This is a genomic window from Pandoraea norimbergensis (assembly GCF_001465545.3).
GTDB classification, from domain to species: Bacteria; Pseudomonadota; Gammaproteobacteria; order Burkholderiales; family Burkholderiaceae; genus Pandoraea; species Pandoraea norimbergensis.
Genome location: NZ_CP013480.3, coordinates 858,239 through 874,005, shown reverse-complemented (window position 1 = coordinate 874,005; position 15,767 = coordinate 858,239). Strand labels below are relative to the sequence as shown.

At 64.1% G+C, this 15,767-nt stretch carries 12 protein-coding genes; 8 read left to right on the top strand and 4 right to left on the bottom strand.

Going from position 1 to position 15,767, the window contains the following annotated elements; genetic code table 11:
* Positions 1-11: 11 nt before the first annotated feature.
* Positions 12-935 (bottom strand): LysR family transcriptional regulator, encoded by a 924-nt coding sequence (locus AT302_RS03945; protein WP_058377310.1) that lies wholly within the window; start codon positions 933-935, stop codon positions 12-14.
* Between the two features lie 247 nt (positions 936-1,182).
* The gene (locus AT302_RS03940; protein WP_407668840.1) at positions 1,183-3,714 is read right to left on the bottom strand and encodes a penicillin-binding protein 1A; all 2,532 of its coding nucleotides are present in this window, start codon (positions 3,712-3,714) and stop codon (positions 1,183-1,185) included.
* A gap of 273 nt (positions 3,715-3,987) precedes the next feature.
* On the opposite strand from AT302_RS03940, the gene AT302_RS03935 reads away from it, so the two are divergent.
* From AT302_RS03935 to AT302_RS03925, 3 genes are all read left to right on the top strand, one after another.
* On the top strand, positions 3,988-4,695 hold the full coding sequence (locus AT302_RS03935) for an OmpW/AlkL family protein (protein WP_058377309.1): 708 nt from the start codon (positions 3,988-3,990) through the stop codon (positions 4,693-4,695).
* A 269-nt stretch (positions 4,696-4,964) separates the two neighbouring features.
* Positions 4,965-5,462 carry a DUF2946 family protein gene (locus tag AT302_RS03930; protein ID WP_058377308.1) on the top strand — a complete coding sequence of 166 codons (498 nt, stop codon included), beginning with the start codon at positions 4,965-4,967 and terminating at the stop codon, positions 5,460-5,462.
* Positions 5,463-5,757: 295 nt separating this feature from the next.
* Complete coding sequence (locus AT302_RS03925; protein WP_058377307.1) at positions 5,758-7,851, top strand: TonB-dependent receptor family protein; 2,094 nt, start codon at positions 5,758-5,760, stop codon at positions 7,849-7,851.
* Positions 7,852-7,894: 43 nt separating this feature from the next.
* Here the strand turns inward: AT302_RS03925 and AT302_RS03920 are convergent, their stop codons facing one another.
* Positions 7,895-8,464 (bottom strand): cytochrome b, encoded by a 570-nt coding sequence (locus AT302_RS03920; protein WP_064675174.1) that lies wholly within the window; start codon positions 8,462-8,464, stop codon positions 7,895-7,897.
* 623 nt (positions 8,465-9,087) lie between these two features.
* On the opposite strand from AT302_RS03920, the gene AT302_RS03915 reads away from it, so the two are divergent.
* Entirely contained in the window at positions 9,088-9,921 is an 834-nt protein-coding gene (locus AT302_RS03915; protein ID WP_058377305.1) for an aldo/keto reductase, read from the top strand.
* Positions 9,922-10,063: 142 nt separating this feature from the next.
* Positions 10,064-11,332 carry an NAD(P)/FAD-dependent oxidoreductase gene (locus tag AT302_RS03910; protein ID WP_058377304.1) on the top strand — a complete coding sequence of 423 codons (1,269 nt, stop codon included), beginning with the start codon at positions 10,064-10,066 and terminating at the stop codon, positions 11,330-11,332.
* A gap of 99 nt (positions 11,333-11,431) precedes the next feature.
* On the opposite strand, the gene AT302_RS03905 is transcribed toward AT302_RS03910, so the two are convergent.
* Positions 11,432-12,433, bottom strand: coding sequence for an LLM class flavin-dependent oxidoreductase (locus tag AT302_RS03905; RefSeq protein WP_058377303.1), 1,002 nt, complete (start codon positions 12,431-12,433; stop codon positions 11,432-11,434).
* 159 nt (positions 12,434-12,592) lie between these two features.
* Between AT302_RS03905 and AT302_RS03900 the strand changes: the two genes are divergently transcribed.
* From AT302_RS03900 to AT302_RS27915, 3 genes are all read left to right on the top strand, one after another.
* A complete protein-coding gene (locus AT302_RS03900; RefSeq protein WP_058377302.1) occupies positions 12,593-12,973 on the top strand; it encodes a winged helix-turn-helix transcriptional regulator in 381 nt (126 codons plus the stop codon).
* Positions 12,974-13,212: 239 nt separating this feature from the next.
* Positions 13,213-14,265, top strand: coding sequence for a patatin-like phospholipase family protein (locus AT302_RS27920; protein ID WP_058377301.1), 1,053 nt, complete (start codon positions 13,213-13,215; stop codon positions 14,263-14,265).
* Positions 14,266-15,714, top strand: coding sequence for a GntP family permease (locus AT302_RS27915; RefSeq protein ID WP_058377300.1), 1,449 nt, complete (start codon positions 14,266-14,268; stop codon positions 15,712-15,714). It begins immediately after the preceding gene.
* Positions 15,715-15,767: the final 53 nt, after the last annotated feature.

The following is a 15,767-nucleotide window of genomic DNA, read 5'->3' as shown; positions in this document are numbered from 1 at the left end:
TTGCCGTATAGCTATACAAGCGCTGGCGCGGGCAACAACGCATCGAGCCGCGATTGCAGATCCACCGAGCGGAACGCGGTAATGGCCGCGTCCAGCAGCGGTGGGCGCGGCTGACGCTCACGCAGAATCAAACCGATCTCGCGATGCAGCGCAGGCTGCAATGGCACCGCGTGCAATTCGTCGCGCATCTCTGCCAGACACAACACGCTGTGCGGCACGATGCTGTACAACCCGGCGCAACGCACATGGGCGTAGAGCGCCATCAGCGAATCCGTTTCGACACGTGGCGACGCCGATGTCCCGGCGCGCGCCAGCGCCGCATCGATGCCCTGACGGCACTGCATATTGCTGGTGAGCAGACAAAGCGGCAGTTTCGCGGCTTCATGCCATGAGAGCGTCGTACGGCCTGCCAGCGCCGTCTCATCGCGCGCGATCAACACATAGCGCTCGCGAAACAGCGGAATGGTCTCGAACTCGCGCAATCGCGGATCGTCGAGATAACTGAGGCCGACATCGAGATCGAGTTCGGCGAGCTGACGCAGCGCCTGCGTTGCCGATAGCGTGTAGACCTCATGGCGCATGCCGGGGAATTCCCGCAAGCACGCATCGGTGAGCAGCGGCACGAGCGGCAACGCCGTGGGAATGGCACCGATACGCAGGCAACCCGCCACCTCGCGACGGCTCGCACTGGCCTCCTGCCGCAACCCCTCACAGTCGGCCAGCACCTGACGCGCCCAAGCCAGCACACGCTCGCCTTCGGGCGTGAAGCCTTCGAAGCGGCGGCCACGCCGCACGATGGGCAGGCCGAACTCCTCTTCAATGCTGCGGATGGCGCCCGACAACGTGGGCTGAGACACGTTGCACAATTCGGCCGCGCGACGGAAATGCTGCGCTTGCGAAAGCGCGACGAGATAACTCAACTGCCGGATAAACATGGCTGACGTCCTCCCCCGATGTGGCCGGGGAGGCTCGTTTCATCCCCGTTATATCGTTATGAATATAGCGCATGCCATGACGTGGCAGTCATGAGAATCTGGCATAACTGTTATGGCAATTTCGGCCGGCCGGGCAGCAAGCCCGGTGGCCTTGTCGAGTCCATTACTGAGCCCCGTATTGAGCGCGCTACTGGGCGCGCTACTGGGCGCACTACCGAGCCCCGTACTGAGCCCCGTACTGAACCTCTTACTGGGCCGAGGCGGGCGCAGAGCCGGACGGCGTTTGCGGAATGACCGGAACCGACGTCGGCGGCGCAACGCCCGAGGTCGCGCCCGGGCCATCCCATTCGCCCGGTACACCGGGGATCGTCGTGCTGCGCGGTGCAATGGCAGCCGATGCGGCGTCCGGCTGTGCCAGCACCGCCGAGGCCACGGGCACCGGCAGCGGGCCGCTGTCGATGGTTGTACTGGCCGCGCTGGGTGCCGATGGGGACGGCGCCGGGGCAGGCGCCGCCTGACGCTTCACTGGCGCTTTCGGCTTAGGCTCCGGTGCCGCTTTCTTCGCGAACAACCCCGTCACCCAATCGCTCGCACTTGTCCACCAGTCGCTGTACCAGTGATGATTGTCCGGCGCTTCGAAGCGGGCGTTCGGATCGATGAGCTTCGCGCGCAGCGCACGCGAGACCACATCGCCCACGATCGGCAGCGCACTGTGGGCACCCTGCCCCCAGTAGTCGCTGCGCAACGTGATGCGGCTGTCGTTGAAGCCCACCCACGCCCCAGCCACCAACTGCGGCTGCATGAGGATGAACCAGCCGTCGGCGTTGTCTTGCGTCGTGCCGGTCTTGCCCGCCACGTCCGCGCGAATGCCAAATCGCGTGCGGATGGCATTCCCGGTGCCGCGATTGATCACACCGCGCATGGTGTCTAGCAGCGTGTAGTCGTCGGCTTCGGAGAGCGCGCGTTCGGGGCGCGCCGGAGAGAAGGTAGCCAGCACGTCGCCTTCGCTATTGGTGATCTCGGTGACCATGGTCGGCTCGCGATACTCACCGCCATCGGCAATCGTGCCGTAGGAGACCACCATCTCCTTGAGCGACACCGGGCTCGTGCCCAGCGCCAGCGACGGCACCGGATCGAGCTTGCTTTCACGCACGCCCATTGCACGGGCCAGCCCGACCACGCGCGACGGCCCGACTTCCTGCATCAATTGCGCCGTCACGGTGTTGCGCGATTGCGCGAGCGCGTCGCGCAATGCCATCGGTTTGTTCGTCGGCGCGGTATCGTCGCTCGGACGCCAGATTTCGCCGCCAGCCAGCGGAATTTCCACCGTCTGATCGACGATGGTGTCCTCCGGCTTCGCGCCCTTGATGAACGCCGCGCCGTACACAAAAGGTTTGAACGTCGAGCCCGGTTGACGACGCGCCTGCTGCACGTGGTCAAAAGGATCGATCGTGAAGTCGCGGCTGCCCACCCATGCGCGAATCGAGCCCGAGCGCGGGTCGATGGCGAGGAAGCCTGCCTGCACGCGCGTCTTGGTCGCGCGCAGGTTCTGCATGAAGGTCTTGTCGGCGAGCAGGCGCTTCATGGCGGCCTCGGGCGCTTCGCCACCGGCCACCGCGTTGCGATACTCGGCAGACTCGCGCACGAACGACTGCACCAGCGCCGTGCTGTCGCGCCAGCCGCCGCGTGCCGACCAGTTCGCGTCCGCGATGCCCTGCAACTGATTGGCCTGACGCGTCAGTGCCTGCGTGGCCATCGTCTGAAGCCGTGAGTCAATGGTGGTGTGCACCACCAGCCCGTCGGAATAAATGTTGTAGTCGTTGCGATCCGCCCAGCCGATCAGCCACTTGCGCAATTGCTGCGCGAAATGCGGCGCCGGCCCCGGCTCTTCCGTCTGTCGCTCGAAGTTGATCCGCAGCGGGCGCTTCTGCAATGCCGCCAGCTTCGACGCATCGAGGTCGCCGTACTTCACCATCTGCGCGAGCACGGTGTTGCGACGTTGCAGCGCGCGCTCGGGATTGATCACCGGGTTGTAATAGCTGTTGCCCTTGAGCATGCCGACGAGCGTGGCCGCTTCGACCACATCCAGTTGATCGGCCGACTTGTCGAAATACGTGCGCGCCGCCATCTCGATGCCGTACGCGTTGTACAGGAACGGCACGGTGTTCAGATACGTCTCGAGAATCTCAGGCTTGGTATACAGCGCCTCGATCTTGAGCGCAGTGATGGCTTCCTTGAGCTTGCGTGTCAGCGTGGGCGCGCGGCCGATCGCATCCGGATACAGATTGCGGGCAAGCTGCTGCGTGAGGGTGGAGCCGCCCTGCCGGTCGCCCGAGAACGTATGCAGCGCCGCCGACGCCGTACGCTTCAGGTCGATACCGTGGTGTTCGTAGAAGCGGTGGTCTTCGGTCGAGACCAACGCCTTGATCACATTGGGCGACACATCCTTGAGCGCGACCCATTCCCGATTGGACGGCCGGAACTCGGCGAGCAGCTTCCCGTCTGCGGACAGCACTTGCGCGGGCTGGTCGACCTTTGCACGGCGAATGTCGCGGATACCGGGCGTGAACGGAATCAGGATCAGCGTGTAGGCGACGAACAGCGCCGGGACCGCCGCAACGGCGATCAGCACGCCGCGACGCGTGGGGTGGCGCAGATGGTGCCAAGCGCGGGCAGCGAACGGTTGCAGGCGTTGCAGCAGCGGTTGCAGCAGACGAATACCATGCCGGCCCGCTTGGGCGATGGCATGCAACAGCGACGAAATCAGGCGCTTCACGATGGGGGAACGCGTGGCAAAGTCCGCATCCTACCAAAACAGGGAGGATGGCCGGCATTCGCGGGCTTGAACGGCGCGGTTGCCGAGTGGCGAAGAGACGCACGAGCGGTGCAATCGCTCACGGCGATGTTGCAGCCGCGCGACTGACCGCACACGAATGCGCGACAGTTTGTCGCACTGCCATGAAGGGTTTTCGCGCGCTTGATGCGCGTCAAGTTCCCCGCAGGGAGGCGCTTCTACCATCGGTCGTGCTCACTCACGACTTTGGAAATCATCATGAAGCACTCCCTCGGCACCACGGCCATCGCCGCCGCAGTTGTTGCCGGTGCCGCGTTCTTCAGCGCAAGCGCTACGGCACAGGCTACCGACACCACCAGCACCACCACAGGTGCCGCACAGCCGAAGACGTTCGGTTTCATCAAGGACAGCTCGCAAGGCATCTACGCCGGCGACATCCTCGCGCGCGTGCGCGCCATCGGCATCCTGCCGGACTCGCATGCCAGTGGCAGCGTGCTGCCCACGCTGGGCGTCACGGTGAACAACGCCATCGTGCCGGAGCTCGACTTCACGTACATGATTCTCGACAACGTCGGGGTCGAACTGATTCTCGGCATGTCGCGCCACCAACTCACGTCGAACCTCGGCCATCTGGGCGGCGTGAACGTGCTGCCGCCGACGCTGCTGCTGCAATACCACTTCAACCACGCGGGCAAAGTGCGCCCGTATGTCGGCGCCGGCATCAACTACACGCGCTTCTGGAACAGCAGCCTGAACGCGGGCGGCACACCGATCTCGATCAAGAACCATAGCGTCGGCCCGGCCCTGCAAGCGGGCGTGGATATTCAGATGACGAAGAACATGTTCTTCAACATCGACATCAAGAAGATCTGGATGAAGACCGATACGTCGCTGGCCGGCACCGATCTCGGCACGCTGCACATCGATCCGCTCATCGTCGGCGTGGGTGTCGGCGTGAAGTTCTGACGCGCTGCCGGACCGCTGCTGGACGAATGACGTACGAATGAGGAGACCGGTTTCCGGTGTGGGGTGCCGCTTCTGCCGGGGGGCAGGCGGCACCTCTTTTTTGGGCCGGTTAACGTGCAATCTCCTCGCGCTGGCAGCCCCGGGAGAGGCGATGCGTCAAATTGTCGCGTCCTCCCTACATGAGAACGCAAAACATTTACGTGCCGTGACGACAGCCCCTACAATGCCTGGTTCCCTGAACGTACACTTTACGTAACTTCGGCCCAGACATGCGCAAGCTCCGTCAGCATCGCGTCGCCATCGGGATCGCCTTACTGGCGATCCTGCTGGCAGCGCTCATGCCGGCGATCGCGCAATGGCGTGCGGCCATGCAGAAGGACCCGTTCGCGGTCTACTGCACGGTACAGGGCACGCAGGCTGCGCTGGGGACAAACAGCACCCCGCGCGCCGACGCGCAGCGCGCTGCGGTGCACGATGGCCATTCTGGCCACGACGACGCCCAGGCACCGCCTGCGACGGGCGACGCGACCCAACTTCACAGTGCACATGACGGCCCGGACCACTCGCTGGCGTCTGCCGAACACTGGGAAAAGTGCGGCTACTGCTCGCTCTGGTCGCACCAGACGCTCGTCACCACCGATTTCATCACCCTCCCCACTGCCGCGCCGACAGGCATCGCCGACGCCCCCCGCGTGCTGGTGCCGTTCTATCCGCGCGCCCGTTTCTCCGCAGCACTGGCGCGCGCGCCACCCTCTCTGACCCTTTGATCACGTCGTCTTCCCGCTCACTGGCTTGCCGCCGGTCAGTGGTGATTTGCGACAGACCGCTTCCGCCGTATCGTCGTCGACGTACTGCTGTCGTCACACGTCGTGCCCCGGCAACGACGCTCGATCCGTCGCGCCCTTTTCACTCGTTACGTGAAGGTGCGCAGGATCGTCGTCACTCGCGCTGCGCTGCTTGCGCGAGCTGCCGGCACTCGTGCGCGACATGCATGACCTACGTCATGGCACACGGCAATCCTGATCATTGAGCGACGGCTTACCCGTCGCCAGAGAGACACTCATGCTACGTCCCATCACACAGAAGCCGTTGCAAACGGCCATCGCGCTCGCCCTCGCCTCGCTGGGCGGCAACGCACTCGCCCAGACGTCCGGCGCGCCGGTCGCCACGCTGCCGACAACCACGGTCAATGCGCCCGCCGAATCGCTGACGTCCCCCAGCGTCGAAGAACAAAAGGCCAACCTGTTCCAGACGGCGGGCTCGGTCGCCTTCGTCGACGCCGACTCATACCAGAACACCTACGCGTTCAATCTGCGCGACGTGCTCAAAGACACCCCCGGCGTCTACGTGCAAAGCCGTTACGGGCAGGAACTGCGCCTGTCGATTCGCGGTTCGGGCATCGCGCGTGGCTACCATGTGCGCGGTCTCGACATCTTGCAAGACGGCATTCCGACGAATCTCGCCGACGGCAGCGGCGACTACTACCAGATCGACCCGCTGGGCCTGCGCTCGACCGAGATCTACAAGGGCGGCAACGGCCTCGCCTACGGCGCCACCACACTCGGCGGCGCGCTGAACTTCGTCACGCCTACCGCCTATACCGCCGAGGCGCCGAACCAGTTCCGCATCGATGGCGGCAGCTTCGGCAACGTGCGCGCCAGCGGCCAGATGTCGCGCATCTTCGGGCCGCTCGATGCGCTCGCAACCATTACCGTCAACCGTGCCGACGGGTATCGCGATCACGACAAGGGCACCTATGCCCAGTTCAACGCCAACATCGGCTACAAGTTCTCGCCGCGCGTTGAAACGCGTTTCTTCTTCGGTGCCTATATCGTCGATCAGAAACTGCCGGGCACGCTCTCGTTGTTCGACGCGCTGAACAACCCGACCAAGGCCGCAGCATCGGCCGTCTCGGGCGATCAGGCCCGCAACACGCGCACCGAGCGGATCGGCAACCTGACGACCATCCGTCTCGACGTTGGTCAACTCGACATCGCCTCGTGGGTGATTCACAAGAGCCTGTACCACCCGATCTTCCAGGCGCTGGATCAGGACGGCTGGACGTATGGCATCGCACCGCGCTATACCGCTAACCTCACGCTCGCCGGCATGCGCAACGACCTGATCGTCGGCGCCCGCTTCTTCGGTGGCAACACGCAGGCCGATCAGTACGTCAACGTGAACGGCAATCGGGGCGCGCAAACGCTCCACTCACGGCAGAGCGCGTACAACTACGAGGCGTACTTCGAGAACCGCCTGTTCTTCCTGCCGACGGTCGGCCTGATGATCGGTGCCAAGGCGTATCGCGACGTGCGGCAATATGTCGACTACGGCGGCCTTCCCGGTGATCCCAACTACCGCTCGACGAGCGCCGCCTACTCGGGCGTGAATCCGAAGATCGGTCTGCTGTGGGAGCCGCGCAAGGATGTGCAGGCGTTCATTGACATCACGCGCAGTGCCGACGTGCCCGACTTCACTGACCTGTCGCAGACCTTCGGCGCGACTTCACGCTTCGTGCCGCTGGCGGCGCAGCATGCGTGGACGGTGGAAGCCGGTACGCGCGGCAAGCTCGGCGGCGTTGCGTGGGACGTCACTGCCTACCGCTCGCTGGTGCGCGATCAACTGCTGCAATACACGACGTCGCCCGACATTCCCGCCTCGACGTTCAACGCGAACAAGACGGTGCTGCAAGGGCTGGAAGTCGGCGCGTCGTTCGATCTGTTCAAGGACGTCGTCGCGACCGGCGATCGCATCACGCTGTCGCAGATCTGGAACTACAGCGACTTCCGCTTCCGCAACGACCCGCAGTACGGCAACAATCACATCGCCGGTGTGCCGACCAACGTGTTGCGCACGACGTTAGGTTATGCGCTGACCAATCGCTTCCAGATTGCTGCGTCACTCGACTGGGTGCCGACCGGTGCGTGGGTCGATTACGCGAATACGATGCGAGTGCCGGGCTACACGCTGATCGGTTTGCAGGCGTCGTACCTCGTGCAACGCGGCGTCACGTTCTATGTCGACGCCCGCAATCTGACCGACAAGCGCTACGTGTCCGACTTCAGCACCGTGACCGATGCGCGCACGGCCAACACCGCCGTGTTCTACCCGGGCGACGGGCGAAGCGTCTTCGCCGGCGTTCGCTTCACGTTCTGATGTTCTGATCTTCTGACGCCTGGCCCCTGCGGCGCGCGCTGATTCAGAGCATGCGCCGCAGGGTGTTGTCACGGCGGAAGTAGTGATGCCACAACGCCGCCAGTGCATGCAGGCCGATCACCCAGTAGAACGCGGTGCCGATCGTCTCGTGAATCTCCTTGATCGAACGGCGCACCTCCACGTCTTTGCCGATGAATTGCGGCAGCGCGATATCCAGCCCCGGAATCGTCAGCACATGTCCGCCTGCGTTGAGCGTCAGGTATCCCAGAATCGGCTGCGCGAACATGAAAAGGTAGAGCGCAAGATGCACAACGGCCGACCCCGTTCGCACCAGCCAACCCTGATCGGGTAGCGCGGGCGGCGCGCCCTTCATCAGGCGCCACAGCAAGCGCGGTACGGCCAGCAGCAGCGCTGTCACCCCTGCCCATTCATGAATCACCATCGACAACGCCCGGGGCGCACTGCCACGCGGCAGATAGCCCTTGGCAATCACGGCGGCGTACGCCACCACGATCAGCAAGGCAATCGCCCAGTGAAAAAAGATGGCAGGCGGCGTATAGCGGTCAAACGGCGCGAGCGCGGCGACTGATTGGCGGGACGGAGCGGACTTCATCGCCTTATCCATGTTTGGGGGACTCCTTTTATGACAACGGCAAAAACCATTATCGCTTCGCACCTGTGACGCGAAAAGCTCGCAATTGTTACTTCAAGTTTCTCCTCGATATTAAGAATCCTCCTGCTCACCATTGGGCCATCCATGCCGAAAATACGCCTCGCGACTGGGCAACCGCATTGCTCTCACTTCCGGACACACAGAACTACCCGCGCAATCGCACCGAATAACCCTCCTTGGCCGGCTTCCACTCGGCCGGCCTTAAGCCCCGCTCGCGGGGCTTTCTTTTTTGGCGCTGGCCCGATCACCGGCGCCTTTCCCGGCTTCCGCTTCAGGTCCGACGCACACAGCCAAAGCCACTCCCGAGCCGTCTCGCTGCGTAGCAACATTTGCCGTGCACATCGGTGAGGCAAGCGTATCCCGACAGCGCTGCCAAAAGTCTGTGAACTATCCGAGAGAAATGGCGACCGAAGGGAATAGCGGTGTTTTCCGTATCGTGTTTCGGAGTTATCCGAGCAAAACACTCGGACGGCGCCGCAAAGTGTTGCGAGAACCCCTCATTGCGCTGGTCATGCCTCGACCTCCGGGTCGATAATGACCATCAAAACCATGGAGGACACGACATGCGAACGGTCACTTTTCAGAACGGAGAGGCAGTGCCCGTGCTGGGCCAGGGCACCTGGATGATGGGTGAGAAGCCGGAGCGCCGCCGCGAGGAAATTGCGGCACTGCGCCACGGCGTCTCGCTCGGCATGACGCTGGTCGACACCGCCGAGATGTATGGCGAAGGCGCCACCGAGCGTCTGGTCGGCGAAGCGCTCGACGGCCTGCGCGATCAGGTCTTTCTCGTGAGCAAGGTCTATCCGCACAATGGTTCGCGACGCGGCGTGATCGCGGCTTGTGAGCGCAGTCTCGAACGGCTGGGCACCGATCGCCTCGATCTCTATCTGCTGCACTGGCGCGGTACGGTACCGCTCGAAGAAACAATCGAAGGTTTCGAAGCGTTGCGCGACGCCGGCAAGATTCGCCATTGGGGCGTGAGCAATTTCGACACCGACGACATGGAGGAATTGTTCGATACGCCGGGCGGCGACGAGTGCGTGACGAATCAGGTGTTGTACAACCTGTCGCGGCGCGTGCCGGAATACGACCTGATTCCGTGGCTTGCCGAGCGTGACTTGCCGGTGATGGCGTATTCGCCGATCGAGCAGGGGCGCCTGCCGACCAGCGGCGTACTCGGTGACATTGCACGCGCACACAACGTGGCACCGCTTCAGGTCGCGTTGGCGTGGGTGTTGCACCGACCGGGTGTCATCGCCATTCCCAAAGCGAGTTCGGAAGCCCACGTTCGCGCGAATCGCGCTGCCCACGATCTCGAACTCAGTCCGGAAGAACTCTCGGCGCTCAACCATCATTTCGAAGCGCCCTCGCGCAAGCGGCCGCTGGAGATGATCTGAGGCATCGACCTCGGCGTCCGCTCGGTGTCCGCTCGGCGTCCGGCCATGCAGGTATGCGTCCGGACGCTATTTTTGACGGGCGTCGGACACGCGTATCCGACGCAGTACACTAGCCGCTTTCGTGCTTTCGCAGGACTGCTTCATGAATGATTCGCGTCCGGTTGTCGTCATCGGCGGCGGCCTGGTCGGCGTGTGCACCGCCGCCTATCTCCAGCGAGCGGGCCTCCCCGTCGTGATTGTCGACCGACAGTCGGCACGTCAGGCAGCTTCGCTCGGCAATGCGGGCTGCATCAACGGTTCCTCCGTCGTCCCCATCGCCATGCCCGGTGTGCTCTGGCAGGTGCCCGGCTGGTTGCTGCAACCTGACGGCCCGCTGGTATTGCGCTGGTCGTACTTGCCGCGCATGGTCCCCTGGCTGATGCGGTTTGTGGCGGCCAGTCAACCCGCGCGGGTGGCAGCACAAGCGCGTGCATTGCGTGCGTTGCTCGGTCCGGCGCTCGACGCCTATCAACCGCTGCTCGATGACGCCAACGCAAACGATCTGGTCACGCGACGCGGGTATCTCATCGCCTACTCAAGCGAAAGCGGCATGCAAGGCGATGAAGGCGGCATGACATTGCGCCGCGAGAATGGCGTACAGATCGAGACATTGAACGCCGCCGCATTGCGCGAGTTCGAACCCACGCTATCGAATGACTTTGTGGGGGCTCGCTACATCAGCGAGACGGGCCACACGTCGGACCCGGGAGCGTTGCTCGCCCGGCTGACCGCGCAAGTCGTCGCACGCGGCGGGCGCATCGTCGACTCGGCGGCCAAGGCCATCGAGACCAACGGGTCGCAGGTCGTTGCCGTTCACACCGAAGCAGGCCGCGAGCAAGCGCGCGCTGTCGTCGTCGCAGCAGGCGCGTGGTCCGCGCCCTTCGTCCGGCAGTTGGGTGATGGCATCGTGTTCGACACCGAGCGTGGCTATCACGTGGAGATCCCGGCGCCAGTAGAAATGCCGTCGCGCCCGGTGATGTGGGCGGAGGGCAAGCTGTTTGCCACGCCGATGAATGGGCGCCTGCGCGGTGCCGGCACGGTCGAATTGGCCGGCCTGCAAGCGCCGCCGAACTGGCGTCGCGCCGATCTGTTGCTGCGCCAGTTGCACAAGATGTTTCCGGGGGCGGTGACCGGTGAAAAGTCGACGCAATCGGTCGATGGCGCGCGGTGGCAAGGGTTTCGGCCCAGCACGCCGGACTCATTGCCCGTACTCGGTGCCGCATCGAAAGTACCAAACGCCTTCTACGCGTTTGGCCACGGCCACGTCGGCCTGACGGCTGCTGCGTCGACCGGTCGCGCCGTCGCGGCGCTGGTGGCCGGCGAGCGTCCATTGCTGGACCTCTCGCCGTTCTCGATCGCGCGCTTCCGCTGAACCATTCGCGAGGATCGGCGTCCGCCGATCCTCGTTGCGCGAACAGGCGACGTCACCCGTAACGCTGACGCCATGGCCCGCATCACGCCTCTCCTATCATCAATCCTTCCAGACCGACGCCACGATGTCGCACGACCGCAGGCGCAACGCCGGATCGTAGATATCGGTCACGAGCATGAGTTCGTCAGCCTGCGTGCGCTCGACAAGCTCCGAGAGCCCGGCCTTCACACGCTCGGGGCCACCAACCACCGACACGCCGAGGAATGCCTCGACCGAATGCTGCTCGGCGGGGTCCCAACGTTGATCCATGTCGTTCACCGGCGGTTGCAGCTTCAGGCTCTGCCCTCGCATGAGCGCCAGAATCTTCTGCTGCGAAGACGTTGCAAGGAACGCGGCCTCCTCATCCGTCGGGGCCGCGATCACCGGCGCCCCGATCATCACGTAAGGCTTGTCGAGCACGGCCGACGGACGGAACAGTTCGCGATACAGCCGCAGTGCGTCAAAGAGGAAGCGCGGCGCAAAGTGCGATGCAAACGCATACGGCAGCCCCAGATGCGCGGCGAGTTGTGCCGAGAACAATGACGAACCCAGCAACCACACGGGAATATCGCTGCCAGCACCGGGCGTCGCCACGAGACGCTGCCCCGGTTGGGCGGGTGCGAGCAGAGCGCGCAACTCGGCCACCTGCTCCGGGAAATCGTCGCCATTGGACAAGCGGTCGCGACGCAACGCGCGCATGGTGGCCTGATCGGCACCGGGCGCGCGTCCCAGTCCGAGATCGATACGTCCGGGGTACAAGGCCGCGAGCGTGCCGAAATTCTCTGCAACGACCATCGGCGGGTGATTCGGCAGCATGATGCCGCCCGAGCCAACGCGAATGCGCGACGTCTTGCCCGCGACGTGGCCGATCAGCAACGCGGTCGCCGAGCTGGCAATGCCGTCCATGTTGTGATGCTCGGCCAGCCAGAACCGGTTGAATCCCAGCCGCTCTACGTGCTGTGCCAGTTCGGCGGATTGCTTGAGGGCTTCGGCCACCGTGCCACCGGCGCGCACCGGCACCAGATCGAGGATCGAGAGGGCCGTTTTCGACAAACTGCTCATGAGGGTCTCCATTCAGGTGACATGTCGGACGCCAGCGACGCCAGCACTATGCCCGGCGCTTCGCAACGGGTGACACGCACTATCGGCTCAAAGTATAGTGACGAAGGGCCGAAATCCCCAGTAGGCACCTTTCAGTTGAATAGTCACCATTTGGTTACCATGGGCAAGTCCGAACCCTTCGTTTTTGAAGAAACCTGCGTGCCGCGCCGCGTGCTGGAGCTATTCAGCGTCAAGTGGACGAGCATGGTCCTGTACGCGTTGCAGTGCGGCACGACGCGCACCGGCGAGTTGCAGCGCCGCCTGCCGGGTATTTCGAAGAAGATGCTCACGCAGACCTTGCGCGAGCTTGAGCGTGACGGGCTGATCCATCGCGAGGTCTATGCCGTCGTGCCGCCAAAGGTCGAATACTCGCTCACGCCGCTGGGCGAGCTTTTCATCGAACCGATCGAGATGCTCTACCGCTGGGGCAATCAGCACGCCGACGTGCTGGCCCAACTCAGCCTGCGCCGCGGCAAACCACCGCAGATCGACGAGGCGTAACCCGTCAGCACCGTCGTGCGCCACACATGGCGCGCCAGCCCTCACCTCGCAGTAAGCGCCTCCCCCAAGCCGCCGCTTTCCGACCTTCCCAACGTGTCCACCCGGAAGGTTGCCGATTTCACTGTTATCTGAGACAGTGGCTTTGTTGCACCGCAAACAACGTAGCGTCTGCAACCGTACTCTCGTTCCGACCCACGCGGCCAGCGCCCGTCAGCGCGGCGCCGCATCGCCGAGGGATCATGCCGCGCGCTCCACGAGACAGTACCCCGTCGCCACTTCCCATCGACCTCGCGCTGCAAGGCGGAGGCGCCCACGGTGCGTTCACCTGGGGCGTGCTCGACCGGTTGCTCGAAGAAACCACCCACACCGCATCACTACGTATCGAAGGCATCTCCGGCACATCCGCCGGGGCGATGAATGCGGCCGTCCTCGCAACAGGCTTCGCTCGCGGCGGCCCCGATGCCGCTCGCGGCGCGCTTGAGAAATTCTGGCGAGACGTTTCACACGCTGGCCGCTTCAGCCCGCTGCGCCGCACGCCGCTCGACGTGGTGCTGGGCCGCTGGTCGCTCGACAACTCCCCGTTTTTCGTCCTCTTCGATCTGGCCGCGCGTGTGGTGTCGCCCTACGATCTCGCGCCGCTGGAATACAACCCGCTGCGTAGCTTATTGGCCGATCACATCGATTTCGAAGCGATAGCCAGTTGCCCGATCCAGTTGTTCATCACCGCCACCAACGTGCGCACCGGGCGCGGACGTGTCTTTCGAAATGCCGAAATCACGTCGGATGTGCTGCTCGCCACCGCATGTCTGCCGATGCTGTACCGCGCCATCGAGATCGACGGCGAATCCTATTGGGACGGCGGCTATGCGGGCAACCCGACGATCACTCCGCTCGTTCGCGAAACGATTTCGCGCGACACGATTCTCGTGCAGGTCAACCCGGTCGAGCGTGCAGAAGTCCCACGCTCCGCGCGAGAGATTCTCAACCGGGTGAACGAAGTCTCGTTCAACGCCACGTTGCTCAAGGAACTGCGCATGATCGCGGTGCTGCGCCAAGTGGTCGATGCCGGTACGGCAGAGGGCCGCCGCTGGGCGCAGATGCGCATGCACCGAATCGCGAGCGACATGATGACCTCCCTCGGCTACTCGTCGAAACTCTCCGCCGAGTGGGACTTTCTGGTGATGCTGCGCGACGAGGGACGCCGTTGCGCCGAGACCTTTCTTCAACAGCACGGCGCTGATCTTGGTGAGCGCTCGTCGCTGGATCTGGACGCGCTCATGGAGTCGATCTGAATGGAGCTTGCCGGCATTCTCATTGGCCTTTTGCTGCTGGTCTGGCTGGCCTATCGCGGCTGGAGCGTGTTGTTGCTGGCCCCTGCTGCTGCCATGCTCGCCGCCGCGCTCTCAGGCGAACCAGTGCTCGCGCACTGGACCCAGACGTTCATGCAGAACGCTGCGCGCTTTGTCGCGCAGTTCTTCCCACTGTTCCTGCTGGGCGCACTCTTCGGCAAGCTGATGGAAGACAGCGGCGCGGTACGCGCCATCGCCGCCTTTCTCACCGACAAGCTCGGTGCACGTCGCGCCATGCTGGCGGTCGTGCTGGGCGGCGCGCTGGTGACCTACGGCGGCGTGAGTCTGTTCGTGGCGTTCTTCGTGCTGGCCCCGATGGCACATGCGCTATTTCGTGAGGCAAACATCCCCGTGCGCCTCATGCCTGCCGCGATTGCGCTGGGCACCTCCACGTTCACGATGTCGGCCATGCCGGGCACGCCCGCCATCCAGAATGCGATCCCGATGCCCTTCTTCGGCACCACCCCATTTGCCGCACCGGGGCTGGGGCTGATGGCGTCCGCCATCATGCTCGCCGTCGGTCTGTGGTGGCTGACATGGCGCGAGGCACAGGCTCGCCGTGCAGGCCATGGCTATGCCGATAACGAAGTGTGGGACAAGCGTGCCGACCCCACCGTCGTGCGCGAGCGTGCCAGCGTTGCCCGCGAGTTCGACCCGGCAGAAATCGAACAGGGGCATCGCAACGAAGCACTGCCGGGCATCCTCACCGCCGCGCTGCCCCTCGTTGTCGTGATCGCCGGCAACTTCGTCATGAACGTGCTGGTGTTTCCGCGCCTCGATGCGAGCTATCTCGCCGAACCCCGCTGGGGTGGCATTACGCTACAGAGCGTCGCGGGGGTCTGGGGTGTTTGCGTCGCGCTGGCGAGCGCAATTCTCGTGTTGATCGCGTTGCAGTGGCGACGCCTTCCCGCGCTTCGCAAAACGATGGACGCGGGCGCCAACGCGTCGGTGCTGCCGATCATGTGTACGGCAAGCCTCGTCGGCTACGGCGGCGTGATCGCCGCAATGCCCGGCTTCGAACTCGTACGCGATTGGGTGTTGTCGATCGACGGCGGCCCGCTCGTCTCACTCGCGCTCTCGGCCAATCTGCTGGCGGCCATCACCGGCTCGGCATCGGGTGGTCTGACGATTGCCCTCGACGCGCTCGGCCCCGCGTACGTGAGCCTTGCCGCGCAGCACGGCATCGATCCGGCGCTGATGCACCGCGTGGCGGTCATGGCATCGGGCACGCTCGACAGCCTGCCGCACAACGGCGCGGTGGTCACGCTGCTGGCCGTGTGCGGCAGCACGCACCGCGACAGCTATCTCGACATCGTCATGACCAGCATCGTGAGCGCGCTGATTTCGTTAGTCGCCGTCATCGTCGTCGGCTCGCTGGCCGGGTCGTTCTGACGGGTTCTGCTGTCACTTCGTCCGCCGTCAAACGACAAAGGGGCCGGCAAATT